Genomic DNA, 24929 nt, shown 5'->3' with positions numbered 1-24929 from the left:
GCATTGCCCTCCTGTGGTCAGGCGTGCCGTCGACCTACCGACCTGGCCGAACCAGCACCTTGGCGTCATAGCGCAGCATCATGAGATTCGCATCCCAGCTGTCGTAGAAGTCGATGTCATGCCCCAGGAAATATTCATCGATCAGCCACGCCGGATAGTGGGCACCGGCGGCGTCAGCGAGAGGAAAGCCTCCGCCGAAGCGCGGGTTGATCTCCAGCGCCTTGATGTCTTGCGTATGGTGGTTGTAGAACAACTGGACGGTAATGCAGCCACGTGCCCCCTTCAGGTGCGGCAAACGCTCCGCCAGGTAATCGTGGACGAATCCACGTCGGGTGATGCACTTGCTCACCTCGCCGGCGCGCACTTCGAGCCGCTGGCGAGGTACCAGGCAACGCAGTTGACCGCAACGATCATAGTAGACATCGACGGTGTACTCCTGGTAACCCTCATCGATCAACTCCATGAAGATGTTCTTCTCGTTGTCGAGCATTTCCTCGGTAAGGGAATGGGGACCCGAAACCACGGTTGCCCCCAGGCCACTGCTGCCATCATAAGGCTTGCAGAAGCAGGGAAAGACCAAGGCATCGCGGGGGTAGATGGCCGGGGTAGCGATCGTCAGTGACGTAAAAAGCTTGGCGGTGAGACGCTTGTCACGACAGGCTTCGATCAGCGTTTCATCGGCGACGATCGGTGCGACACCCAACCGAATGAAGTGGCCACGGTGATGAGAAAGTATCAACAGTTCCGTGTCGATGGTGGGAATGATCATGCCCACTTTCTGCTCCCGACACAGCGAGAGCAGCGCATCGATATAATCCGGTGCCCCTATGCGCGGGACCGTAAAGCTCTGATCGGCCACGTGGCAAGCCGCCGAGAGGGAGGTGCCGATATCGGCGGCCAGGATCCGGGCTCCGGGAGCGCGTTCGTGAAGCGCCATGCGGAACGCCTCGAGCAGTTCCACCCGCCGACCGGCCGAGAGAATCAGTATATTAGTGTTCATGGTGCTGAGCCGCATCCCTGGAGGAAAGGTTGCCGCGAAAGCGCGGCGTGATGGTGTGGCCATCTGCCACGATGCCGTCTCGCCCAAGGACCTTCCTGACCGTGAGCAGCAGGATCTTCATGTCCGTGACGAGTGTCGCGTTATCGACGTACCAGACATCGAGACGAAACTTATCCTCCCAGGTGAGGGCATTGCGACCGTTGACCTGTGCCCAGCCGGTGATACCGGGACGCACCTCATGACGCCGGAACTGCTCGGGGGTATAGAGCGGCAAGTAGTCCATCAGCAGCGGCCGCGGTCCCACCAGACTCATGTCCCCCCTGAGGACGTTCCAGAGTTCGGGCAACTCGTCCAGGCTGGTTGAACGCAAGAACTTTCCGAACGGTGTCAGGCGCTGTTCCGAGGGTAATAACTGGCCATGTTGGTCACGCATATCCAGCATGGTGCGAAACTTGATCATCTGAAACGGCTTGCCATGCAAGCCCGGACGCTGCTGGGTAAAGAGCACCGGTGCACCAAGTTTCCTGCGGACCAGCAGGGCCACCACCAGGAGCAGCGGGGCCAGCACAATCAGCAGGCCCGTGGCGACGAGGAGATCGAAGAATCGTTTGATCATGATATCCCCATCTCCTTGAGCATGGCGGCATTGACCAGCCGAACATCGTACTTCGTCAGGGCTGCTTCTCGCGCACGCTTGCCCATGCCTACCGTCAGCTCAGGGTCCTCGAGAAACTTGCGCATGGCACTGGCCAGTCGGTCCGTATCCCGTGGTGGCACCAGATAACCGTTTTCCCCATCCACGACGGTCTCCCGGCAGCCTGGCGTATTGGTGGTGATAACCGGACGCCCCATGGCCAAGGCCTCGAGGATGGTGCGAGGGATCCCCTCACGATAGAAGGTGGGCAGTACGAACACGCTGGCTGTCGCCAGCGCCTCTCGCACGTCATCGAGCTTGCCGAGATAGGTGATAACCTCGTCCGCCACCCATCTGTCCAGCTCCTGAAGAGTGATCGATCTGGTAGTGTTGTCCAAGCCTCCTACCAGCAGGAAAGTCGCCTCGGGAAATGCTTCCTTGAGACGATAGGCGGCCTCGACGTATTCCCTGACGCCCTTGTCGATCAGCAATCGGGAAATCAGCACGAAGGTGACACGGCCGGGATAGTCACGCGGAGCGTAATGCTCGATATCGACGCCGGAACCGTTGACCACCACCGAGGGGGTGGTGCCGTTCAACACGCCCAGTTGCCGAAACAGCGTCTGGTCATCAGGGTTCTGGAAGAAGACCTTGTGAGCATGCCGCAGCGACTGGCGATAGAGACGGGTCACGATGCCGCCTACCAGGCACTGCCTATGGTTCTCACTGTATTCCGAAAAGGCGTAGCCCAGCCCGGTGATCAAGGCGAAGCGCTGCGGGCACCCCGCCAGGGCACCGGCCAGGGTACCGAAGATCACTGGTTTGACGGTGTAGCCAAGCACGTAGTCGGGCCTGACCCGGCGCATGAGCTGTGCCAAATCGACCAGGGTGCGAAGGTCATCCACGAGATTCATGCCGGCACGCTTGAGGTAGATCTCATGGACATGTGCCCCCTTCTGTTCCAGCAGGGCACGGATCTCGCTGTCCGGCGGAAGATCGGGGCCTGCGGCATGCACCGTCAGCCCCTGTTCGATCAAGTCCGAGATAAGGTGACCACGGAATCTGATCAATGATCCCGGCGCACCGGCGATGATGAGAAATTTCATGGACGTCCCCTTTCCATTGTATCCGCGACACCCAGACAACCGACCCAAACTTCGTTGTATGACGCCACCATTCGGTCGATGGTGAAGTGACTCCGTATTCGCTCTGCACAACCGAGGCGACGCTCGACCCAGCCCCTGAGAAGGGTTTCGCGTTCCACCAGTGCAGCCTGGATCGCATCCGCCAATGCCATGGCATCGCGCGGAGGCACGACCCAACCCGTTTCACCGATAATGAGAGAAGTGTCACCGACATCGGTCCCCACGCAGGGCGTACCACAGGCCATGGCTTCGGCGATCACATTGGGAAAGGCTTCACCGAAGGCGCTGGAGAGGACATGCAGGTCCAGGCAGTTCATTATCTCGGGAATATCCGATCGAAGTCCCAGCAGGCGGGTATCGGCAGTCAGTCCCAGTTCGTGGATCCAGCCAACCAGGGTGGCATTCCCCTCGTCGAGATCGGCCCCTACCAGCAGGCACAGGAAGTCGTGGCCGCGGGACTTGACCTCAGTGAGCGCCCTCAGGAGATTTTCATGATCCTTCTGGGCATTGAACCGGCCGACCATGCCCAGGATGGGGCGTGCAGCGTCAGATCCCAGCAGTGCCTTCCTGTGTGCCAGCACGTCCCGATGTTCATAGGGGCGAAAGTCGGAGAGGTCATAGCCATTGGCGATCACCACCATCTTGTCGGCTTGATAGCCGAGAGCCGCATGCAGCCTGGCCGCTTCGTTGGCACAGCAGACGATACGCTTGGGCACCAGGCCGGAGAGTCTCGCGCAGAGCTTGGCCGCGAGAATCGATGAGCGAGAGCTGCGCCCAGCTTCCAGGGCAGTATGTCGGATGCCCCAGCACACGTGGCGGATGCCGGCCAGGCGCGCACAGACCCCACCGATCAGGTCAGGGTGATACATCCAGGTCTGGACGAGATCGGGCTCGTAGCGTCTCAGGCACCGCCAGAGCGCCACTCCCCCGGACAGCAGTCCTGCCTGACGGGAAAACCCCAGCGACTCGACCATCACCCCGTGTCGGCGCAGTGGCTCCTCGAGGTCCCCGCCGCCGATCATGGTAATGACGGTATGCCGGTTGCTTGAGTCGCTCATGCAGAGCCGGCACAGAGCAGACTGGGCTCCCCCGGGAAACAGGCTGGTAATGACATGCACAATATGCATCTATGAGCCTCGGCTTTGGTGTCCACCAGCGCGCTTTAGTCCGTCTGGAAACCCTGTTTCATCCACTCCAGAATGCCGAAGGGAACCAGAGAAATAAGGGTCCACTTCAAGCAATAAGGCACATCGCTCATCCAGTAAAATGATCTTGGAAGCAGTAACATGGGCAAAGCCACCCTCTTCTTCCTTGCTTCCAGCCAAGCATATTTGATCATCTTGTTGGCATAGCTTTTCAACCACCTTTCATCCTTGTCATTTTCGTAAGGTCCGAACTCATCGACCATCTGACGAAAAAGGTGTATCGAAGGTATAGCCGTTCTGGAAACACCGACGACATCACGATAGGAAATCGCAGCGACATGGGGCGACCAGACCATACACTTCAGCTTCGCCATGAGCTGAACCCAAGCAAATAGATCACCGGAGCGGTTGGCGCGCCCTTCCGGAAAGACCAAGTAACTGAACAGAGCCGCCCTTTTCAGCAGTATCGTATTGGTTTGTATGCAACGCATTCCTTTACATGCGTACTGCAGATAATCGGCAAGATAGAGAACCTGTGTCCCCTCCGGCATGAAGCGCTCGGAAAATGGGTCCAACTTCTGTTCAGTACCGACCTGATCGATACGGCCTGCGGAGATGATTGGAACATCAGGAAATACTCTCGCAACCCCCATAGCATGCTCAATATGTTCAGGAAACCAGAAATCGTCGGCATCCAGAAACCCAATCCAGTCTCCTGCTGCATGCCTGATGCCGAGGTTCCGGGCAGCATAGCCTCCCGGGCCAGACTTGGTTCTACTGAGCACCCTGATACGTGGATCATCGAATGCCGCCACCTTCTTCATGCTCTCATCCGTAGAGGCATCATCGACAATCAACAACTCCAGAACCGAATAGGTCTGATCGAGCACAGACTGGATGGCTCTGCCAACATATTTCGCCTTGTTATAGACAGGAATCACGACGGTAACTGTTGGGCGCATAGCAATCTCCACACATCCTTGAGAGAAAACTCGCTTTTTGAATGTTCAACATCCAGGAAAACGAAAGCCTCATTGTGCTTCTGGCACCCTCTCATTAGTATAATAAGGAGAGCAGAAGGAGTAACAGACTCCAATACCAATCATCATCCAGATCATTCGCGCCGAATACCCCTTGAAGATAAATGGCTCCTTGATCTCGGCGATGAACATGACGACCATCAACACGATCCAGATGCTCTTGTAGTGTGTAATCATCAAGAGATACCTGGCCAAATAGGCGTAGAAAAGGTAGAAACTAACAGCAATAGGGATGCCCAAGGCCGTCAACATTTTCATGTAACCCGCATCCACACGCCCCTGTAGCGTGAAGTCCCCCCAATGGGCGCCTACACCAAATATCAGCTTCGTCCAGATGTCGGGTATCTCGAACATCCTGGCGACGGTCCTGGTGGTGCCCTCCTGCTGAATCCCCTCCATGCCTTGGTAGAAGAAATTAATTGAGTAGGCAAGCACGTTCTCCGGGAACAAGATGGCAAAGACCGGAGGAGCGACAAGAACAACAGATGCGACTATAAAATAGAGAAGTATGCGGTGGAAGGACAGCTTTTCTCTCGCCATCATGAGATTTAGCAGATGAAACATCACAATGCCGATAAAAGCCAACAGAATACCGGTGCGGCCTATGAACAGCAGCGAAGTAAAGATAGCCACGGAAGCCACCAGGGTATAGAGCAGACCAATTTTCTTCTTGATATAGAGCGCCTGGAGAATGATCAACACGGTACCATGAAGCAGGGACAGATTGGCCGCCCCCCCCGAGGCGATTCCCCGAAGGCGATACTCACGAGTCAGGTAATTAATATTGGCGTCTTCCGGCTGGTAGAGCATGGACTCCACAAGATGCCTGAACGGAGGAAATTGATATTCCAGTATGATAACCATGGCATTCACGAGTACGACAAAAGAGACCAGCTTGAAACAAAGGGTAATCACCTGATCCACATCAAGTGCCTTCTGCATCAGGTACTGGGCCAGGACAAACCCCGTCAGTAGATAAAAACACACCTGGATCATGTACGTCAGGAAGCTCGTGGTGAAGGCCTCCGAGTAGATCGTGATCATGACCAGGTTATACAGGCAATACAGGCAGAAGATTATATAGATCAGAATCAGAGATTCCTGTTGCAACGCCTTGACGACAAGTCGCAAGTTGACCAGTAGAAACAATAGGATGGACAAAACGCCCCCATGCAGCACCATGACACGAAGGTCAAAATAGGGGGACAACAGATAGAGATACAGAAAAAGCGTCAGCATGCTTATATTGAAGAAGGTGACTCCATGTATGTAACGGAGGCCTCGAAAACTGCCGACGTCTTCTGTGCGAGTCTGGTATCTCACGGTTTCCTACCTTCGCTGAGCGATTGCCGATTAACCGAATGAGAGTCGAACGCTTCATCATCCCCCGGCTGACGGTGCCAGCCGGGGAATCTTGGGTTACTTGTAGGAATAACTGTAGTAACCGTATCCGTAGCTGATCGCAGCGGTCTTCTCGATGGCATTGAGGATGTAACCTTTCACCGGGATGCCGGTGTTTTCCAGGCGTCGGGTCGCGATCTTGATCTCACGCAGAGGATTGACCCCAAAGCGCGCAACGAGCAGCGTGGTGCCCACCAGCTTCCCGATCAAGGACGCATCGGTTACAGCCAGGATCGGCGGCGTGTCGATAAGGACCAGATCATAGTCCGCGCATGCACGCTCGATCAGATTGGCGAAGCTTTGCCCCATGAGCAACTCGGTAGGATTGGGGGGCGCCATGCCACGGGTCATGTAGTCGAGGTGGGGCACATCGGAAATATGGATCGCATCTTCCAGCGAGATCTGCCCGGATATCGCCTCGGAGAGTCCGCCCTGGGCCTCGTCGCTGAAGATATGATGCAGGTTGCCCTTGCGCATGTCGGCATCGATGATCAACACCCGTTGTCCACCCTGGGCACAGACATAGGCCAAGTTGGCCGAGAGGAAGCTCTTGCCGATACCCGGACTCGGCCCAGTGATCATGATGGCATTGTTGGGAGCGTCCATCATGGCAAAGTGCAGGCTGGTACGCAGTCCCCTGATCGACTCGATGGCCATGTCTGTCGGATAGCGCCGGGCCAGAAAGCTACCGATGGCATGCTTGCTGATCTTGTCCTTGCGATGCTTGATTCTCTTGACGAGTTTCATCTGATCATCGGAGCGTGGCACCGTGGCATAGACCGGTAGGCCGAGGTCTTCCAACTGCTCGGCATTCTCGACCCCCTTGTTGAGAATGTTGCGCAGCAGGATGATACAGACCGTCAACAACAGCCCCACCATCATGGCGACGATGACTATCAAGGCGGACCTGGGCTTGATCTGGCCAGGCGCTACCACCGCGAAATCGATGATGCGCACGTTACCTACCGTGGCTGCCTTGGCAATGTTCAGTTCCTGCATTCGGTTGAGCAGTTGGACATAGATCTGCTGGGTCACCTCGACGTCGCGGGTCATGCGAAGGACCTGCTGCTGGGTCTCAGGCAGGCTGCTGGTGCGCTCATCCAGGTTGGCACGCTCGCGCTGGAGCTGCGCCTTCTGGGCCAGTAGTGCAGCGTATACGGGATGGTTCGGCGTGAAGCGACGAGCGAGCTCCTTCTCCTGCATCTCCAGGTCATTAAGGCGGCTTTCGATATCCAGCACGCTGGACAACACATTCTGCGTCTCCTGGGTAAGGTCGACGCTTTCGTGCTCCATACGGTAGGCGTTCAAGTGATTCTCGGCCTGGACCAGCTGTTCCTGCACGCTGGGCAGTTGCTGGTCAAGAAACTCGAGACTGTTTTCCGCTTCCGCAGCCTGGCGAGCGATGTTTTGGGACAGATAGACCTCTGCAATGGCGTTCAGCGAGGACTCCACCTCGGCGCGGTCGGTGCCGGTCAGAACGAGCTGCAGCATGCCCGAGTCGCCTTCCCCACGCTGCAGGACGTTGAAACGATTCCTCAGGTACCTGATGGCAGACTGCTCACTGCGCTTGACCACCGTGAACCGAGCCCCAGGAGGGGCTAGCAGCTCGCTCACGCGAATCTCGATCCAGGGATCATGGGACATTACCCTCTCGCCCGGGCGGCCGGTCAGCAGGACCTCCTCCTCTAACCCGAGCAGTCGATAACCACCACCCTCGGTGACCTCCAGGGTTAGGGGCAGGTTCAGCAGCTCGGACTCAACGGCGAGGGAGTCTATGAACACGCTCTCCCCTCCCCATATCTCGGGACGACCCAGGGCAAACTCGGGTCGCGGGATATGGTGACGAATGATGGCTCCACCGATCACCGGCAGTGTCTCGGGCGATACGGAGATGTCCAGCTTCTGTCGCATTGCCGCCCGGCCCATGATCATCCGGGAGCTCAGTATCTCCCTCTGTGCCGCCGTCCTTGGCTCCTCTTGCAGGAGCATGGCGGCAATCTGGTCGGCGCCTGTTCTCGTTCCCGTATTCTCGACCTGGACCAGCGCATCCCCCTGGTATAAGGGAGTCGCCAGCAGCGAATAGACCGCGCCACCCAACCCGAACAGCAGGGTCAGGAAGAAGATCTTCCACTTGTTGTCCATCAGTAGGCCGATCATGCGCCCCAGATCGATATTCTCGTCGTGGGGTAGCGACACGCGGGGAGAGGAGGATGCGTCCCTTCCCGGCTGTACGATACTTCTGTTCGCATTCAAGCTCGTCATCTTGACCTCATCCCTGGAAGGGTAGGTAAACATCACGCTGGCAAGCGGAACCAAGGAGTGAGACGGCCTCAGCCAAGGAAACGCTGGCATGGCATGGGCCGTCACGGCTCAGCACTGATACATCACAAGTCCCTCACGTCGCCAGCCGAGTCGGCCACCTGGCCTGGCAGGGAGACGGACGGCAGCAGCAGGCTGATGACAGCGTTCCAGCGCGCCAGAGGTGCGGACGTGACGTAGACCACATCCTGTGGTTCGAGCGGGAAGTATGCCCCCATGTTGAGCGCCACGGCGTTGGAGATATCCAGTTGGTAGACGGTGGCCATCTTGTTGCTGCCGGCAGGATTGCCGCGAATGACGAAGATGCCGGAAGGTTCGGCCCGGGCCTCGACGACACCCCCCGCACGAGACAGCGCATCGGTGAGGCTCAAGCGCTCCCTGCCGGTCGAAATGTGTCCCGGACTGAGGACCTGACCCAACACCGAAATCCGCTGATTATCGGACGAAGAAACATGGAGAACGTCGCCCGGCTGCATCAGGGTATTCCGACTCAGGTCACCATTGTGGAGCATCTCGAAGAGCGACAAGGCGATCTCCCTGCCGTCACGATTGAGGGCTACATGGTGCCAGTTGGCATCATTGGTGGGACCACCCGCCTGGCTGATGGCATCAAGCAGTGTCATCGGCACGTTGGTGATGGGTTGCACCCCCGGACTGTTGACCTCACCACTGACATAGAATTTCTTGGAGCGGAAGGCCGCCACACTGACCTCGATCTGGGGGTCGGTGATATAGGTCGAGAGTCGGTTGGTAAGGATCTGCCGGATCTCGCCCACGGTCCTGCCAGCCACCTGAACGGTACCCACGAAGGGGTAATAGATGGTGCCACCCGCATGGACCATGGTGCCGGCTTCAGCTGCGCTGCGCTCACTGCCTGCCGGAATCGTCAGCTCGGGATGGTCGTAGACAATGATGTTCAACACATCGCCGGAACCCACTCGATACTGGTAGTCCTCGATCTCGCGGACCAGTTCCGGAGGCATGGGCCTCGCCTTCGGCTCGCTGCTCTGCGCTCGATAAGTCGAGATCAAGGATGGCGTGATCGGCACGATGTCGACCTGGCCATCCAGCTCCATATCGTCCGTCGTCCGGTAATCGATGTGGCCACCTGGCGCCCAGGCACAACCACCGATGAGACCCAGCGTAATGGCGAGACAGGCGCCGCGTGCAAGCTTCTTCATGGACTTCGCCTCCCCTGTTCCTGAGACTTCTTGGGTATTCTTGTCAGGGTCGAAATGGAACATGCGTCATCCCTCGTGATCAGGCCGCCAGGTTGGTCTTCTGGCTGCTTTGATGAAAACACCGGTCGGTCGTGTTGGCGCCCAGCTCATCGAGTCCTTCACACCGGCTCGAGGACGATCCGGCTCACCGAGTTACATGGCCACAATTATGATTACACATAATTACAAACATCTCGAACCATCTTTGGCGTGGAATTTTTCATACCTGAGGGCTTAGAATAAACACGAAGAAAGTCATCTCCTTTCAGAAAACCGTACCCATACATTTGTTTACAAGGTACTTTCTTGCTCACTGTCACTTGACAGCTAGGCTCTGTACGAAAACTGTCTGCACTCGCCCATACAGCGTTAAAAATCGGTTCAAAGTACTCATTTACACCGCGTAAACTCCGTCTTTGGACTCGCGACATTCATGTCGCTCGCTCTCCGAGCAGCGGAGCTGCCCAAATCGGCTTTCCTGCCGATTTGTCGCCGATTTTTGCCTTGTCTGGCCATCGCTCGTCGACTTTTCGTACAAAGCCTAAAGCACTGCCTAAGTAATGGCAGGGAGATTTACTTAGCTTTTTCCTGTATCAGGTATGATGATTACTCATATACCAGCATTGGCAGGCATAGTACGACGCTATGTGTCCGACAGGTTAAGGTTACTTCCCAGGTCTGTCACACGGGGGGCGCGGTTCAGCAGTCTCATGGTGTTGTTACCCACCCGACCACTGACCTGATGGGAAGTGATGATGGCGTTACCACCGTCACCATCATTACCCTGGATATCGACTCGTCTCGACCACAACAGCCGGATGTTCCCGCCCTCAAGTAGGTTGTCCTTGATCTTTACGATGTGAGTAAACTTGTTGGAACTGCCGTGATAGGCATCGGTGATCGTGGATCTCGATGTCTGAAATCGATTGCCGATGATCCACAGGCCCTTCGAGATCTCTCCATCACGATGTCGATTGAATCCCCCATATACGCAACCTCGCTCAACTTGGGTAGCGGTATTATGTAGGACGTGAATCCCCTTGTGGCGATCGATCCAGATACCGTTCCTCGCACCAGTGATATGGTTGGCCAACAGAATGCAGTCGTAGGCAGAAGGGAGCCGGATACCATGCAGAGCAGAGTCATAGACATGATTTCCTTCGACTAGCACGCCCTCAACTCCGCCCTCCAGCTCTATACCGAGCGACCCGCGTACAGCGATACATCCTCGAATCCTTCCTCGTTTGGTGGAGTTCCAGAAATCGCTGGTGATGTCATTGGTAAAGCTGCCGACCCCGTAGCCAGTGATGCGGATACCCGCATCGGAGCCGTCCACCACCTTGATCCGCTCCAGGGAGAAGTCGTTGATGCCATTGAGCCGTAGTGCCGCGCCATTACGAGTCGCACCCTTGTCGGCACCGATCAAATGAAAGTCCGAAAGAAAAATACCATTCTCATTCAGATGATTGTTTGCTCTAAGCTCCATCAGCGTGTAGTCGTCGTGATGCCAGTCCTCGGATCGGGCCTCGATGATGGTCCTGTTCATCCCCCTACCGCAGAGCCGAAGACCATCATGTAGCTGCAATTTGCGGTGGAGCAACCAGCGGCCCGCATCGATGACGCCGATGATGCCATCCGTGGCGATGTCATCGATGAACCGCTGGAGTCTCTCCTGGTCCGCTACCGGATCCCTGGAGGGCGCTATACCCAGCTCACTGGTAGTGATGGATGCCGGTCTGGCACGGGTAGGCAAAGACGGCCTCGCCCTGGTGCTGGCATGTGCGGTTGCAGCCGTGGAGGCCAGCAGAGCATCGTTCAAATCCGCGATCGAGCCGAGCGACATATCAGGTACCCCTTGGTAATTATTCGATGCAATATCAACTATGCGCCGCCATCCGCTGGAAGATCTCGTTGCGACTCGTCAGCTCGGCATAGTTACCCGAGTCGATGATCCTGCCCTCCTTCATTAGATGGATGCAGTCACACTGGCGAACAGTGGCCAGCCGATGAGCAATCATGATGATCGTTTTCTTTCCCATGAACTCCTGGATCGACTCCATGATCATCTTTTCGGTGATCCCATCCAGGGCACTGGTTGCCTCGTCAAGAATGAGTACTTGAGCATCATGGTAGAGGGCACGGGCGATACCGATTCTCTGGCGCTGCCCCCCCGAGAGCTGAATGCCTCGCTCTCCTACTCTGGTATCCAGGCCCTCAGGAAGCTCTGCCAGTAATTCATCGAGATGCGCCAGTTGGGTGGCCCGACACACTCTCTCCTCCTCGATTTCCTTGGACGGTACGCCGAACGCAATGTTCTCGCGTATCGTGGCATCTGCCAGGAAAATACTCTGCGGAACAAAGCCTATGGCATTCTGCCATCGGCGTCGTACTTTATCCGTGACAGTAACGTCATCGATACACAGTCGACCGCTCTTCGGTTCGACCAGTCCCAGAAGTATATCGATCAGGGTTGACTTTCCGGCTCCCGAGGCGCCTACGATGCCGATTGTCGTATTGACGGGAATCTGCATCGATATCCCATTCAGCGCAAACTCCCTGGTACCGGGATAATGGAATACGATATCTTCGAGGGTAATGGCATCGAGGGGCGCGAGCCGATCACTCTCCTCCCTGTCGGTAACAAGGGTTCTTTCCTTGAAACGACCTTCGGTACTTTCGCGAAGGTCATCGCGAATCACCTCGAAAGCGGCGATATTTCCTCGAATCTGCGATACGCATGAATAGATCTTCTGTAAAGCTGGAAGGATCTTGAAGCCTGCCAGCGCATAGATCGACAGAATCGGCAGGATCGTGCCAAGATTTCCGTTGTGGGCGGCGAGTAGATAGAGCACCAGAAAGATAATGGCGGAGAATGCCACAAGCTCCATGGCATATCTCGGCACTTGGGCAATGGCTAGATTAGTACCTGCCGATTTTGCAAATTTCAAACTGGCTCTATCGAAACGATCGACAAAGGTCTTCTGCTTTCCCAGCAACAGGACATCCTTGATGCCCCCGAACCCCTCTGACATCATCTGGAAACGTACTGACTGAGAGTCAGAGATGCTCTTTCCATGCATCACCAACCGCTTTCTGACAAGAACATAGAGGACAAAGTAGCAGACAACAAAGATAGTGATACCCAACAGGGCGATGACGGGATCGTAAAGAAAGATGGCGACCGCCAGAACCAATGCAAGGACAATTTTCGAGTTCAAGTGCAGCAGCGGATTGATCACATAGTTGGTCAACCTAAGGGTTTCCAGAGAGATCTGTTTGGTCAGGTGACTACTGCTGACACTGGTATGATAAAGCCAAGACTGATACATGTAATAACGGTAGAGGCGATTGCCCAGTTCCGCGCCAACCCGGGAGCCATACAGAGATAGGCGCCAGATGGTGAACATCGAGATAACGGAGGCCATAGTCAGCACCAGCAGTACGGCAATTCCCAGCCAGAACAGGAAATGTTCTGGTTCGTCCATACCACTGATTGCATAGAGCCTGCCGCCCAAACCCTCTCCCTCGAGAAGGCTCATATCCCCAACCAGCGCCATGAAGGGGCCAATGGACGCCACGCCCGCCAACTCGGCAAAGGACATGAGAATGATAAGCAACTGTAGCTTTAATAGTTTCTTTCTCTGCTCTTTCGTCAATAGTAAATAAAGATCTTTCAGACTGGTTATCATGGGAAAATCCTTTACCTGCTGCGGAAGCGCTCAGGACAAATGACGAGTCCCCTGATAGGCCATGCCAGAGCGATTGATATCAAGCTTATTGGCATCCTCGGTCCATACGCCACTCTTCGGAGCCGTTATTTCAATATTCGAATAGTCATAACCAGAACTCACCAACTCTACCACGGGCCGAAACCGTATACTCTCGACCATTCCGTCCAACACGATATTGGCCTTGCGAAACTCCCCCTTGACCAATAGCTTCATAACGAGCGACACATTGACGGCGAGAACGGACAGGAGTCGCCGGCGGGTCTTGTACTTTCGGGCAAGAAAGATGTTATTTCTGACGTAGCATCTGTAATAGTTAATTCGTGCTGGATTGGTCTCTGCCAAGATATCAATGCCAACTTCCATGGCTCGGACATGTGCCACCTTGCTACTCCCTACCAGGTAACCAGGCTCTTCCCGTGTGACCCGAAGCGTAAACTCGGCATCCTCCCCCCAGATAAACATCGACGAAATGGGCAATCCGTACTTTTCCAGCGTATCGCGTGGTACCAGAATCGACACGAAGGTACTGAAGCCTACGGCCACCAGGCCGTGTTCGAGATAGGTGGGCCAGGAAGAAGGATGCCTATCGGCCAACTGTGACAGATTGGTCAATCTGCCACTATTCGAATACGCCAGCGAAACGAGATAGCTCCTGCCTACGCCCTTCTCATCGAGCAGCGCATTGGCGTCCAGCAGCTTTTCCAAGGCATCAGGCTCGGGAATGACATCATCGTCCATCATCCAGATCTGGTCGGCACCATTGTCGTAGGCCATGCGGAAGCCAGTATTGAATCCTCCGGCGGCCCCAATATTCTTCTTCAGGCTGTAGATCTTGATAGAGGAAAATCTTTCGCTTTCCAGCATTTCACGAGTGCCATCCGTACTGGCATTGTTGATAACGAGGAGATCATCACATGGACGCGTCTGAGCCTGGATGGCATCGAGACATCGCTGGAGGAGCTCCTTGCGATTGTAGGTCAGCACGACTGCTGTTATTCTAGTCATCACGCAACCTCCTATGCGGTTATGCTCCTCGCCCGACCAGACATTCCCTTGACCTGGGCTTCCCATTCAGAACATCGGATTCCCGAATGTCGACTCAGTAAAGTGCACTGGCCCTGTCCCTGAGCAGTGACCAACTGGCATCCTTTTCCGAGATGACCATGACTGGCAAGGGCCACTCTATGCCGAGTGCTTCGTCGTCATACCTCAGGCCATCTTCCGAATCAGGTGCATAAGCCGATGTCACTAGATAGCTCACTTCGACGTTGTCCTGAAGCGTCATGAATGAGTGTGCGAACCCCTTTGGCACGTAGAGCTGTCGACGATTTCGGCTACTCAACTCGAATGCCTGGTGCTGCATATAGGTGGGCGAATCCTTTCGGATGTCGACGATGACATCGACGATCGCCCCACAGATACAGCGCACCAACTTGTCTTCTCCATGGGGTGGCTTCTGGAAGTGCAGCCCCCTCAAGGTACCCCGCAAGGCAGAAAAAGAGGTGTTCTGCTGCATGAAGTTACCGTCCAACCCCATACGGTCGAACGCCTCCCGACACATCGTCCTGGCAAAGAAGCCCCTGTCGTCACCCCGCGGTTCGAGCTCGATGAGGTAGGCGTCCTTGAGACTCGTTTCGATGAATTTCATAGTGTCCTTCCTTATGACAGCATCTCTGTGCTGGCGTAGATGCGTTCCTGCTCGCTATAGAGTCGATCCACCAGTCTTCCCTCAGGCACTCGGACATCGTCAAACGTCAAGGGGGTATCCTTCCTGATGGGATGCCGCACAACGCTGTCGATTGCCAGGCCGATGGGTAACAGGTTTTCCCTGCGTATCGTGTCGATATTCTCCGCCACACCATAGACCTCGTACCCACCGAACTCGACGATAGGCTCCCCTTCGCACAGGTCCTTCTTGGCGATGGCCACAACGCCCACCTGGGGCCCGTCCCTGGGCGTAAGAACACCATCGTTGAAAAGCACGGCACGCGCGACGGAGGTAGGCACCTCGAAATGACAGAGGTGATAGGGGGTGTAGAAACAATAGTAGGGTCCCTTGCCCAGCTTGTAGAGCTCCAAATAGTGCCGCTTGCGTGGATCCTCCTGCTTGCCGATCACGAAGACACCAGGTCCGGGACGAGCGCCGACCACATAATCCACCAGACCCGACCCGGACGCCTCCAGGTAGGGTTCGTAGAACGGGATGCTCTCCTCGACGGGCACCAGAGGGGTATTGGGATCCCCCTTCGAGAAATCCGGTCCCAGCATGCCCCGCTGGGCAACATGCATACCGGTGCCGTTGGCGACGACTGCCTGCTCGAAGGATATCTTGGTGCCATCCGCAAACGAGGCCACCATGGCCGGTTTCTGCCCCCAGCGCTCGGCAAAGGCACGCTGGGTCTCCGGGTTCCGGTAGGGGTCATGCAGCCCCTTGATATTGCCACACAGCACGGGCTTGATGCCCAATCCCTGGACGAAGCGGTAGAGGTTCATCTGTACCCCGGGCTGGTCGCCATCGGAAAAGGTGTAGATGACCCCGGCCTGGTCGGCTTTTCTCTTGAGGATGGGCCCGATGGTGCCATCCAGCTCGGCATTCATCTGGATCACATGCTTCCCGCTGGATATCGCGGTCAGGATGGCCAGGGTCGCATACTCGATGGACCCGGTCACCTCGATGATGGCGTCCAGGGTTTCCGCAGTAGCCAGCGCATTGGCGTCCTCCGTGACCACCGGACGCCCCTTGGCAATCGCCGCATCGATCTCTGTGGTGGTGTCACAGCGTACCGGTTGACGACCGGCCTCCTCGAAGACGCGAACGGCCGCTCCGATATGCCGGTTGGCAATGGCGCATAGCGACATCCCGGGCGTAGCCGTCATGATCTGAAGGCCGATTCCCCTACCTTGGAACCCGGCCCCTATCATGCCTACCCGAATGGGGTTACCTTCAACTGCTCTTCTGGCCAACGCAGTATCTACAATGAGCATGATCGTCCTCCAAACCGCCGTGTCGTGGCAAGCAACGAAATAGTCGGCTCAACCCACCCAGACCTTCCAGGGGGGATTGGCTGCCCACGCGTCCTCGAGCACCATCTTGTCGCGCAGGGAGTCCATGCTCTGCCAGTAGCCCTGATGGTGGTAGTAACCCAGTTTCCCCATGTCGACGAGGCGATCCATGGGCTCGTTTTCCCAGGTTGTGCGATCGTTATCGATCAGCTCGAACACCTCCGGCTCACAGACGAAGAAGCCGCCATTGATCAGGCCGCCATCCGTCGCCCCCTTCTCGCGGAACGCCTTGACATGATTACCCTGCTCCTCGAGCCGCAGCGCGCCATAACGCCCCGGCTGCGTCACCGCCGTAAGGGTGCACCAGCAATCCGATGAGCGATGGGATGCCACCAGATCCTGAATGTTCACGTCGCTGACACCGTCGCCATAAGTGAGGCAGAAGGATTCGTCACCGATCAGGGGCTGGGCGCGCTTGATTCGACCGCCGGTCAAGGAGTCGGGCCCCGTGTCCAGGACGGTTACGGTCCAGTCTTCACTGACGCCCTGCAGCCATTCGATACGCCCCGTCTTGAGATCGATAGTGTAGTCGGTCTGCTTGCCTCGGAAGTTGAGGAAGTAGTTGCGAATAAAATCAACCTTGTAGCCGCCAAGGATCACGAATTCCTTGAACCCATGGTGGGAATAGATCTTCATGATATGCCAGAGAATGGGACGCCCGCCGACCTCCACCATCGGCTTGGGACGAATGGAAGTTTCCTCGCTCAGACGCGTACCGAATCCCCCTGCCAGAATGACCACTTTCATCTCGTGCACTCCTCCGCGATGTACCCCATCATTGACGGCTTGCCCCGCTTGACGGTCTGGATGTCATCGTTCCGTCCACTCCAGGCTTTCCGACACACGCCCCTGATCGACATGGTCCTGCAGTACCCGAAGACGCATCAGCGATGAATTCCGGAAGTCGGCATCCGCGAAGTTCATCTTCGCGAGCCCTACTATCAGTCCATGAATGGAATCGCGCAGCGTCATCTGGGGCTGGTGCCCCGGGGCGAGCCGTTCGAAGTGACTGAAGTCGACCCGATAGGAACGGCTGTCGACCGCCGCGTCCTTGTTGATGCTGACCGTGGTGCCAGGAATGGCCTTGGCCACGGCCTCTGCCAGGTCACGCACCTGGTGGTTGCGTTGGTTCGAACCGGTGTTGACACTGAGGACCCGGCCCCCATTGTCAGCCTCACGCTGTACGGCCCAATCGATGGCGCGCGCCATGTCGGTGACATCGATCAGTGGCCGCCATGGCGTGCCGTCGCTGAGCACGGTGACCTTCCTCTGGGACAGGGCACAGGCCACGAAATCATTGAGTACCAGGTCGAGCCGCAGCCTTGCCGACATGCCGCACGCCGTGGCAAACCTGAGGTTGGTGATGACCATGTCGCCAGGGAGATCGGCCAGCGCCTCCTCGGTCCCGATCTTGGACATGGCATAGGCAGTCATCGGTGAGAGCGAATCCGTCTCCTTCCGCGGTTCTCCGCTCGCGACACCGTAGATGCTACAACTCGAGGCGTAGACAAACTGCCTGACGCCTTCCCTGGCAGCCTGCCTCGCGATACGAATGGAAGCTTCCTGGTTGACCTCGCGGGTGACCTCAGCGAAGCAACTCCCCATAGGGTCGTTGGAGATCGCGGCAAGCTGCACCACCGCCGTATAGCCTTCCAGCATGCCCTCTGGCAATTGCCGAACATCACCAAGATACTGCCGCGCCAGATAGCGCTCCGGGAGGACATCGGCACCGGTGAGGCAGTGCGCGAAGTAAGCGTTATCGTATCCATGCAATACGGCATCGGGATGCGTCAATGACAACTCCCTGACGACAGCGGGACCGACATACCCCATATTGCCAATGATCAGTATCTTCATCATATTGCTTCCCTCAGGTGGCGTTCGGTTTCGCGTCGCCCGTATGGCCTTTCTTTCACTCTCTCCGCGAGCTGATTTCTATAACACTGTCGTTTACCCAACCTTTTCCGACCATCTTATGGAACATATGGTCAACTAACATCGAGGCGCCGACGACGCTCAGGTGATTGCTATCGTAGTAAAACAGTTCATCCTCGAACTGAGCGGAACAGCGGCCAGTGAGATAGGTGTCACAGAGCAGTTCGGCCGGATAGATCTTCAATACATTCTCGTCTTCTTCCACTCGGGACAATTGACGATAAGACGTTTCAGCACGCTCTCGAAAGAGTTCATAGCTGGTAGAGAGCGGCGTTTCTCGCTCGATACCGAATATCCTTTCCTTGGCCAACAGGACGGGCACATCCCAACCCACTTCGGGAACGGGATAGACCAACACGACACGCTTTCCGTCTTTCACCAGTTGGTCGACAGTCTCATGTAGTAGTTGCCCTACGATCTCGATACGAGTGTCATCATCCTCGGCAACGTCAATGGATGAATCCATTGGAATTGCCCTGTGGGAAGCACCATCCTCGATCCCTCCCTTGCCGTTATCGAATATCGCCGCCTCGAACTGAAGTGGGTATCTGCCAAGCATGATAACCATCTCGACATCGTCGTTATTCGTCAGGTAGTCCATCACCTTGTTATTGAACGTGCCACAATTCGGCTCGCTTTCTCGTGTATAACCTGCAATAGGTAGGCAGTTGGTGTAGACGAGCATCTTCACTTTCATACCCAGGGCATCGACGCGATCGGCAACCGGAAGGACCAGCGGGGTGGCATGACTGTCCCCCCAGACCACCACGATCTTTTCTCCCTCCTCGTTGTACTCGCAGGTTTCCTCAATGGACAGCATCCTTCCCGTAGTGGCATGGCACACCTCCGGCACATGATGTTTGATGTATCGGAAATCCACGATCCTTTTCACCTCTTCATCGAATCGCCACGGAATGCCGTCCGCATACTTGCCGAAGACTCCCACCCCGACCATCAGGCACGACATCACCAATGCTGATTTGAAGATCTGTCCGCGCGTAAAATTACGGCGATTCCTGAAAGGCAACTCGACGAAAAGCCAGGAAAACCAGGCGAGCAGCAGTGAAAGGACACTCAACAGCAGGAACCCAAAATCACCGATGGGCTCAAGGCTTCGCTCCTTGGCGAAGACGAAGACCGGCTGATGCCACAGGTAGGCGCTATAACTTATCAGGCCAATGCCGACCACCGGCCGCCAGGAGAGCAACCGACCCACGATGTCGGTGCCATTGGAAAGCAGGATGACCAGCGCTGTTCCCAGTACAGGCACCACGGCCCAAAGGCTCGGAAAGGGTGTAGACGCATCAAAGAAGAAAACGGCAAACAGGATCATTGCGAGCCCCACACCACCACCGATATGTCTCGCCAGCAGCGGAAAGGTCCCCTTTCGATCCTGCATATAGATCGCAATGACCGCCCCTGTCAGCAGCTCCCAGGCTCGCGTGGGAAGCAGATAGAAATTGGCCGTGGGGTGATGGCTCGACGCGTATTCGGCCAAGGCAAGACTGGCCAGCAGACCCAGGGCGACGATGGCAAGTAGAAATCCCTTCCTTAACCCTCCCACCAGCAGCATGAACAATGGGAAGAAGAAGTAGAATTGCTCCTCGACAGCTAGACTCCAAGTGTGGAGGAAGGCCTGCATCTCCGCCGGTCCGGCAAAATAGTCCAGAGATTGCCAGAAGTAGATGTTGGAAACGAAGAGGTTGACCGCAATCAGGCTCTCGCTGAGACTCGCAAGCTCACTTGGCAACATCCAGAACCAAGCGAATAACAAGCAAACCACACTGACAAAAAACAGGGCAGGAAGTATTCTGCGAGCGCGCCTCTCATAGAAGTGAACGATCGAGAAATTTCCCTTGAGAATATCTCCATAGATGATGCCGGTTATCAGATAGCCGCTGATCACGAAGAAAACATCGACACCGACATAGCCCCCGCTAAACCTCTCAAATCCAGCGTGAAAAAGAATGACCGGCAGGACGGCTATCGCTCGTAAACCATCGATTTCTGGCCTATAGATGGTTGTCGTCATCGCTATCTCGGATTCATCAGTTAAACTGAATTTACCCCGCCACTACCCCGATATAGGGAGACAGCGCCGGAGCAAACGTCGGGATAGATCAATACGTTTCATCCACGCTACCGCCCGGGAGTTCATGGTCATCTCCTATCCCAACTCTTGGCATTGTTTTGATTGTTAAGTTAACGATCTTAATATTACTGAATGTTACACACTTTGTGTAGTTGGTTTTTCTCGTACTCATGCTGAGCCAATTATCATGCCCGTTTTGGGCTAATTCTCCTTCTATGAGAGGAGAGTCAAGGAAGATCATCCAGAGATCAGGAGACGTCGGGAGGCGCCCTCTCGCAACGAGGTGCAGGAACGGCGGAAAGGGCACAGGCAAGTGCATCGCCCTCGCGAGAGGGCGACGTGAAGGTTTAGATATCCAATTTAACGGCTTGGGTATCGGCTGACGTTATTCGTACATCAGGTATCAGAAGACCCGATTCAGACCGTTCTGGGCGGCAACCCGATAGGCTTCGGCCATGGTGGGATAGTTGAAGGTGGTATTGACGAAGTATTTCAGCGTGTTGGCCTCGCCCTTTTGCTGCATGATCGCCTGACCGATGTGAACGATTTCCGAGGCCTGGTCGCCAAAGCAGTGGATACCGTAGATTTCCAGCGTATCCTGATGGAAAAGGATCTTGAGCATCCCCACCGTATCCCCGGTAATCTGGGCACGAGCGGTGTCCTTGAAGAAAGCCTGAGCCACTTCGTAAGGCACCTTGGCTTCCGTCAGCTCACGCTCGGTGCGGCCGAACGAACTGATTTCAGGGATGGTGTAGATTCCCGTAGGCACCTCGTTGACATAACGGTAATCGCGGCCCAGCAGTTCGTCGCAGGCATTGAGCCCTTGGTCGTAGGCCGCGCTGGCCAGGCTGGGCCAGCCGATGACATCACCAGCCGCATAGATATGCGGGATGACGGTACGGTAGTGTTCATCGACCTGGAGCTGACCCCGGCCATTCGCTTCCAGCCCGATGTTTTCCAGCCCGAGTTCATCCGTGTTGCCGGTGCGGCCGTTGGCCCAGAGGAAGGCATCCGCACGAAGTTTCTTCCCCGACTTCAGGTAGACCTCGACACCCGATTCATCACCCACGACGCGATCGTATTCCTCGTTATGACGAATCAGCACACCATGCTTGCGCAAATGGTAGGAGAGCGCGTCAGAGATCTCGTCATCAAGGAAGGAAAGCAGGCTATTCCGGCTGTTGATCAAGTCGACCTTTACCCCGAGCCCGGAGAATATCGATGCGTATTCACAGCCGATGACGCCAGCCCCGAAGATGACCAACGTACGAGGCGTATGGGACAGGCTCAGGATGGTGTCTGACTCGTAGATACGAGGGTGACGGAAGTCGATGTCCGCAGGCCGATAGGGCCGAGAGCCGGTCGCGATGATGACCTTCTGTGCCACCAGCTCTTCGAGCCCTTCCTGACGATCACGGATAAGTAGCGTCTGTTCATCCTTGAAGCGTGCCACCCCGGCAAACAGGTCGATGCGATTTCGGGCATAGAAGCGGGTACGCATCTCGACCTGCTGATCGATCGTGACGCGAGAGCGCTCCATGATCCTGGGGAAGGAGAACCAACGGGGTTCGCCGATATCGCGAAACATGCGGTTGGTATTGAAGGCCATGATCTGCTTGACCTGGTGCCGCAGCGCCTTGGAGGGGATGGTCCCCCAGTGCGTGCAGTTACCCCCCACTACCGGCTGCTTCTCCACTACCGCGACTCGCTTGCCATGCTTGGCGGCATTGATGGCGGCACTTTCACCGGCGGGACCGGTGCCGATCACCACCACGTCGTAGTTATGGACTGCCATGGGCTCTCGCGTCTCCTTGTTCCCGTTCTGTAGGTTATCCCTTCATGCGGATGTCATCCCCGAGGGTCGGATCACCCTCCGGAAAGTGATGTGGCTAACACCGGGAGGTGTTCGCCCTGCTCAGCGCCGGGTTGCATCGTAGCCGAGGTCGGCACCACGGCTTTCGTCGCTGCGACGACGGGCACTGCCACGCTTGCGATTTTCCTCTTCGCAGACCTCATCCTTGCCTCCGCAGATATCACAGCCATCCTTGAGGCCAAGGCTGTTCAGTCCTCCGCAAGACCCGGCAATGGGCTTGCGGCCCATGATCACGCCCACCGCCATGGCGGCCACGATCAAGAGCATGAAACCCAGAACGACCAAGAAAGTAGTCATAGAACGCTCCTTCCGACTAAGGCTCGAGCCAGGACTCGAGTGCCGCAGTATTTTGAATTTCAATGCCTTGTCTGCTTCTGACCACGATTCTGACAGCACTATCCGTGCTAGTGGCCACGGCCATGGCGACATCCGGCTCGACCCGGGAGAGCCATAGGGCCTGGCGCGACGCCTCACTGGCAGTAGCGGCCATCACGGTGACGCCCAGCATCTTCGGTCCGTCCGCCGACGGCGCGTTGGCGTGGTTCGCCAGTCGATGCACCAATGCACCATCTTTCAGGTGCACCCGCCGCGAGTCATCGTGCTTGGGCAAACCGGCATGTTCCAGCGACAAGCGCCAGGCGGCACCGGGAGGCATACCCTGGGCACGGATCACGCCCCCGACCTCGACCAGTGAGTGGTCGATGCCAAGCTCGGCCAGCCAGGCTGTCAAACGGTCGACGGCAAGCGCGTGAATCAGGCGATCCAGCTCGCCAAGCACCGCGCCCGATAGGCGTGACAGCGGCAGTCCGGGGCCGGAAAAGGCCGTGTTGACGTGACGCAAGAGCACTGAACGCTGTCGTTCCAGCTGTGCCAATTCACCTTGTATGCCGGTCTCGAGTACCGCTCGATCACTATCGCCGAGATCGGCATACAGGGTGATATGGTAACCCGTTCCCAATGAGATGCCCTGCAGCTGCTGCTCTTCCAGCTGGCTGCGACAAGCGCTTAGCAGGGCCATGGGCAATATCATCAGGCAGAACATGAACAGGGCTGGCCCACCTTGAGCCAGCCCTGCAAATCGCCGAGAGGCGACCGAGATCATCCGCCAAAGTCATCCAGCAGAATGTTCTCGGGCTCCACCCCCAGATCGAGCAGCAGCTTGATCACCGAGGCGTTCATCATGGGCGGCCCGCACATGTAGTACTCACAATCCTCGGGAGCCGGATGATCCTTGAGGTAGTTCTCATAGAGAACGTTATGGATGAAGCCGGTGGGGCCTTCCCAGTTGTCCTCGGGCAGCGGATCCGAGAGTGCCAGGTGCCACTCAAAGTTGGGGAACTCCTCGGCCAACTGGTCGTATTCGTCATTATAGAACGTCTCACGCCAGGAGCGCGCACCATACCAGAACGAGATCTTGCGCTGGGACTTCAGGCGCTTGAGCTGGTCGAAGATGTGGCTACGCATCGGCGCCATGCCCGCACCACCGCCGACGAAGACCATTTCGGCGTCGGTTTCCTTGGCGAAGAATTCACCGAAGGGCCCCATGACCGTTACCTTGTCACCCGGCTTCAGATTGAAGACGTAGGTAGACATGAGCCCCGGCGGGTGGCTGGTATTGGGCGGCGGCGTGGCGATACGAATGTTGAACTTGAGGATCCCCACCTCTTCCGGGTAGTTCGCCATGGAATAGGCGCGGATGACTTCCTCGTTGTTCTTGTGGGAGATCTTGAACAGATCGAATTTCTCCCAATCGCCCCGGTAATCCTCCTCGATATCGAAGTCGGAGAACGTGATATCGTAGGGAGGTGCCACCAGCTGAACATAGCCACCCGCGCGAAAATCGACATTCTCGCCTTCGGGCAGCCTGAGGTTGAGCTCCTTGATGAACGTCGCGACGTTGGGATTGGAGACGACCTCGCACTCCCACTTCTTGACGCCGAAGACCTCTTCGGGAACCTCGACCTTCATGTCCTGCTTCACCGGCACCTGACAGGAAAGGCGCCAACCCTCCTTCTTCTCGCGCATGGTGAAATGGGACTCCTCGGTGGGCAGTATCGCACCGCCGCCCTCTTCCACCCGGCACTTGCATTGAGCGCAGGAGCCGCCGCCGCCGCAGGCGGACGAGAGGAATATCCCATTGGCAGCCAGGGTATTCAGCAGTTTACCACCGGCCTGAGTGGTCAGGGTGTGCTCGGGATCGCCGTTGACCTCGATGGTCACGTCTCCGCTGCTCACGAGCTTGCTGCGAGCCGCCAGGATCACCACCGTCAGACTGATGACGATCAGGGTGAACATGAACACACCGAGCAAGATGACTGATGTTCCAACCAT

20 protein-coding genes are annotated in these 24929 nt (G+C 56.4%); all 20 read right to left on the bottom strand.

Annotation, left to right across the window (positions count from 1 at the left end; genetic code table 11):
* Window positions 1-34: 34 nt before the first annotated feature.
* The 20 genes from C1H69_RS04595 to nqrF all read right to left on the bottom strand — a co-directional run bounded on the left by C1H69_RS04595 (window position 35) and on the right by nqrF (window position 24929).
* Window positions 35-1000: an ATP-grasp domain-containing protein gene (locus C1H69_RS04595; RefSeq protein ID WP_102652231.1), complete on the bottom strand. Its 966-nt coding sequence runs from the start codon at window positions 998-1000 to the stop codon at window positions 35-37.
* Entirely contained in the window at window positions 990-1616 is a 627-nt protein-coding gene (locus tag C1H69_RS04590) for a sugar transferase (protein WP_102652230.1), read from the bottom strand. The genes C1H69_RS04595 and C1H69_RS04590 overlap by 11 nt, the downstream gene beginning before the upstream one ends.
* On the bottom strand, window positions 1613-2740 hold the full coding sequence (locus tag C1H69_RS04585; RefSeq protein WP_102652229.1) for a glycosyltransferase family 4 protein: 1128 nt from the start codon (window positions 2738-2740) through the stop codon (window positions 1613-1615). Before C1H69_RS04585 ends, C1H69_RS04590 begins: the two co-directional genes overlap by 4 nt.
* On the bottom strand, window positions 2737-3906 hold the full coding sequence (locus C1H69_RS04580; RefSeq protein WP_102652228.1) for a glycosyltransferase: 1170 nt from the start codon (window positions 3904-3906) through the stop codon (window positions 2737-2739). Before C1H69_RS04580 ends, C1H69_RS04585 begins: the two co-directional genes overlap by 4 nt.
* 35 nt (window positions 3907-3941) lie before the next feature.
* The gene (locus C1H69_RS04575) at window positions 3942-4886 is read right to left on the bottom strand and encodes a glycosyltransferase family 2 protein (RefSeq protein WP_102652227.1); all 945 of its coding nucleotides are present in this window, start codon (window positions 4884-4886) and stop codon (window positions 3942-3944) included.
* 69 nt (window positions 4887-4955) lie between these two features.
* Entirely contained in the window at window positions 4956-6203 is a 1248-nt protein-coding gene (locus tag C1H69_RS04570; RefSeq protein WP_102652226.1) for a hypothetical protein, read from the bottom strand.
* A 180-nt stretch (window positions 6204-6383) separates the two neighbouring features.
* On the bottom strand, window positions 6384-8627 hold the full coding sequence (locus C1H69_RS04565; protein ID WP_102652225.1) for a polysaccharide biosynthesis tyrosine autokinase: 2244 nt from the start codon (window positions 8625-8627) through the stop codon (window positions 6384-6386).
* A 122-nt stretch (window positions 8628-8749) separates the two neighbouring features.
* Window positions 8750-9865, bottom strand: coding sequence for a polysaccharide export protein (locus C1H69_RS04560; protein ID WP_102652224.1), 1116 nt, complete (start codon window positions 9863-9865; stop codon window positions 8750-8752).
* 682 nt (window positions 9866-10547) lie between these two features.
* Window positions 10548-11747: a right-handed parallel beta-helix repeat-containing protein gene (locus tag C1H69_RS04555; protein WP_102652223.1), complete on the bottom strand. Its 1200-nt coding sequence runs from the start codon at window positions 11745-11747 to the stop codon at window positions 10548-10550.
* A gap of 34 nt (window positions 11748-11781) precedes the next feature.
* Window positions 11782-13593: an ABC transporter ATP-binding protein gene (locus tag C1H69_RS04550; protein ID WP_102652222.1), complete on the bottom strand. Its 1812-nt coding sequence runs from the start codon at window positions 13591-13593 to the stop codon at window positions 11782-11784.
* Between the two features lie 30 nt (window positions 13594-13623).
* A complete protein-coding gene (locus tag C1H69_RS04545; protein WP_165789418.1) occupies window positions 13624-14640 on the bottom strand; it encodes a glycosyltransferase family 2 protein in 1017 nt (338 codons plus the stop codon).
* A gap of 94 nt (window positions 14641-14734) precedes the next feature.
* Window positions 14735-15283 (bottom strand): dTDP-4-dehydrorhamnose 3,5-epimerase, encoded by a 549-nt coding sequence (rfbC, locus tag C1H69_RS04540; RefSeq protein WP_102652220.1) that lies wholly within the window; start codon window positions 15281-15283, stop codon window positions 14735-14737.
* 11 nt (window positions 15284-15294) lie between these two features.
* Window positions 15295-16512: an NAD(P)H-dependent oxidoreductase gene (locus tag C1H69_RS04535; RefSeq protein WP_240609806.1), complete on the bottom strand. Its 1218-nt coding sequence runs from the start codon at window positions 16510-16512 to the stop codon at window positions 15295-15297.
* Window positions 16513-16668: 156 nt separating this feature from the next.
* On the bottom strand, window positions 16669-17445 hold the full coding sequence (gene rfbF / locus C1H69_RS04530; protein WP_102652218.1) for a glucose-1-phosphate cytidylyltransferase: 777 nt from the start codon (window positions 17443-17445) through the stop codon (window positions 16669-16671).
* A 63-nt stretch (window positions 17446-17508) separates the two neighbouring features.
* On the bottom strand, window positions 17509-18558 hold the full coding sequence (locus C1H69_RS04525) for an NAD-dependent epimerase/dehydratase family protein (protein WP_240609805.1): 1050 nt from the start codon (window positions 18556-18558) through the stop codon (window positions 17509-17511).
* A 52-nt stretch (window positions 18559-18610) separates the two neighbouring features.
* The gene (locus C1H69_RS04520; RefSeq protein ID WP_102652217.1) at window positions 18611-20665 is read right to left on the bottom strand and encodes an acyltransferase family protein; all 2055 of its coding nucleotides are present in this window, start codon (window positions 20663-20665) and stop codon (window positions 18611-18613) included.
* A gap of 463 nt (window positions 20666-21128) precedes the next feature.
* Window positions 21129-22520 carry a Si-specific NAD(P)(+) transhydrogenase gene (sthA, locus tag C1H69_RS04515; RefSeq protein ID WP_102652216.1) on the bottom strand — a complete coding sequence of 464 codons (1392 nt, stop codon included), beginning with the start codon at window positions 22518-22520 and terminating at the stop codon, window positions 21129-21131.
* Window positions 22521-22640: 120 nt separating this feature from the next.
* On the bottom strand, window positions 22641-22895 hold the full coding sequence (gene nqrM, locus C1H69_RS04510; RefSeq protein WP_102652215.1) for a (Na+)-NQR maturation NqrM: 255 nt from the start codon (window positions 22893-22895) through the stop codon (window positions 22641-22643).
* A gap of 16 nt (window positions 22896-22911) precedes the next feature.
* Window positions 22912-23616 carry an FAD:protein FMN transferase gene (locus tag C1H69_RS04505; RefSeq protein ID WP_165789417.1) on the bottom strand — a complete coding sequence of 235 codons (705 nt, stop codon included), beginning with the start codon at window positions 23614-23616 and terminating at the stop codon, window positions 22912-22914.
* An 80-nt stretch (window positions 23617-23696) separates the two neighbouring features.
* Window positions 23697-24929: an NADH:ubiquinone reductase (Na(+)-transporting) subunit F gene (gene nqrF, locus C1H69_RS04500; RefSeq protein WP_102652213.1), complete on the bottom strand. Its 1233-nt coding sequence runs from the start codon at window positions 24927-24929 to the stop codon at window positions 23697-23699.

The sequence above is a fragment of the Billgrantia endophytica genome, assembly GCF_002879615.1.
GTDB classification, from domain to species: domain Bacteria; phylum Pseudomonadota; class Gammaproteobacteria; order Pseudomonadales; family Halomonadaceae; genus Halomonas; species Halomonas endophytica.
This window is presented reverse-complemented; position numbering and strand designations above follow the sequence as displayed.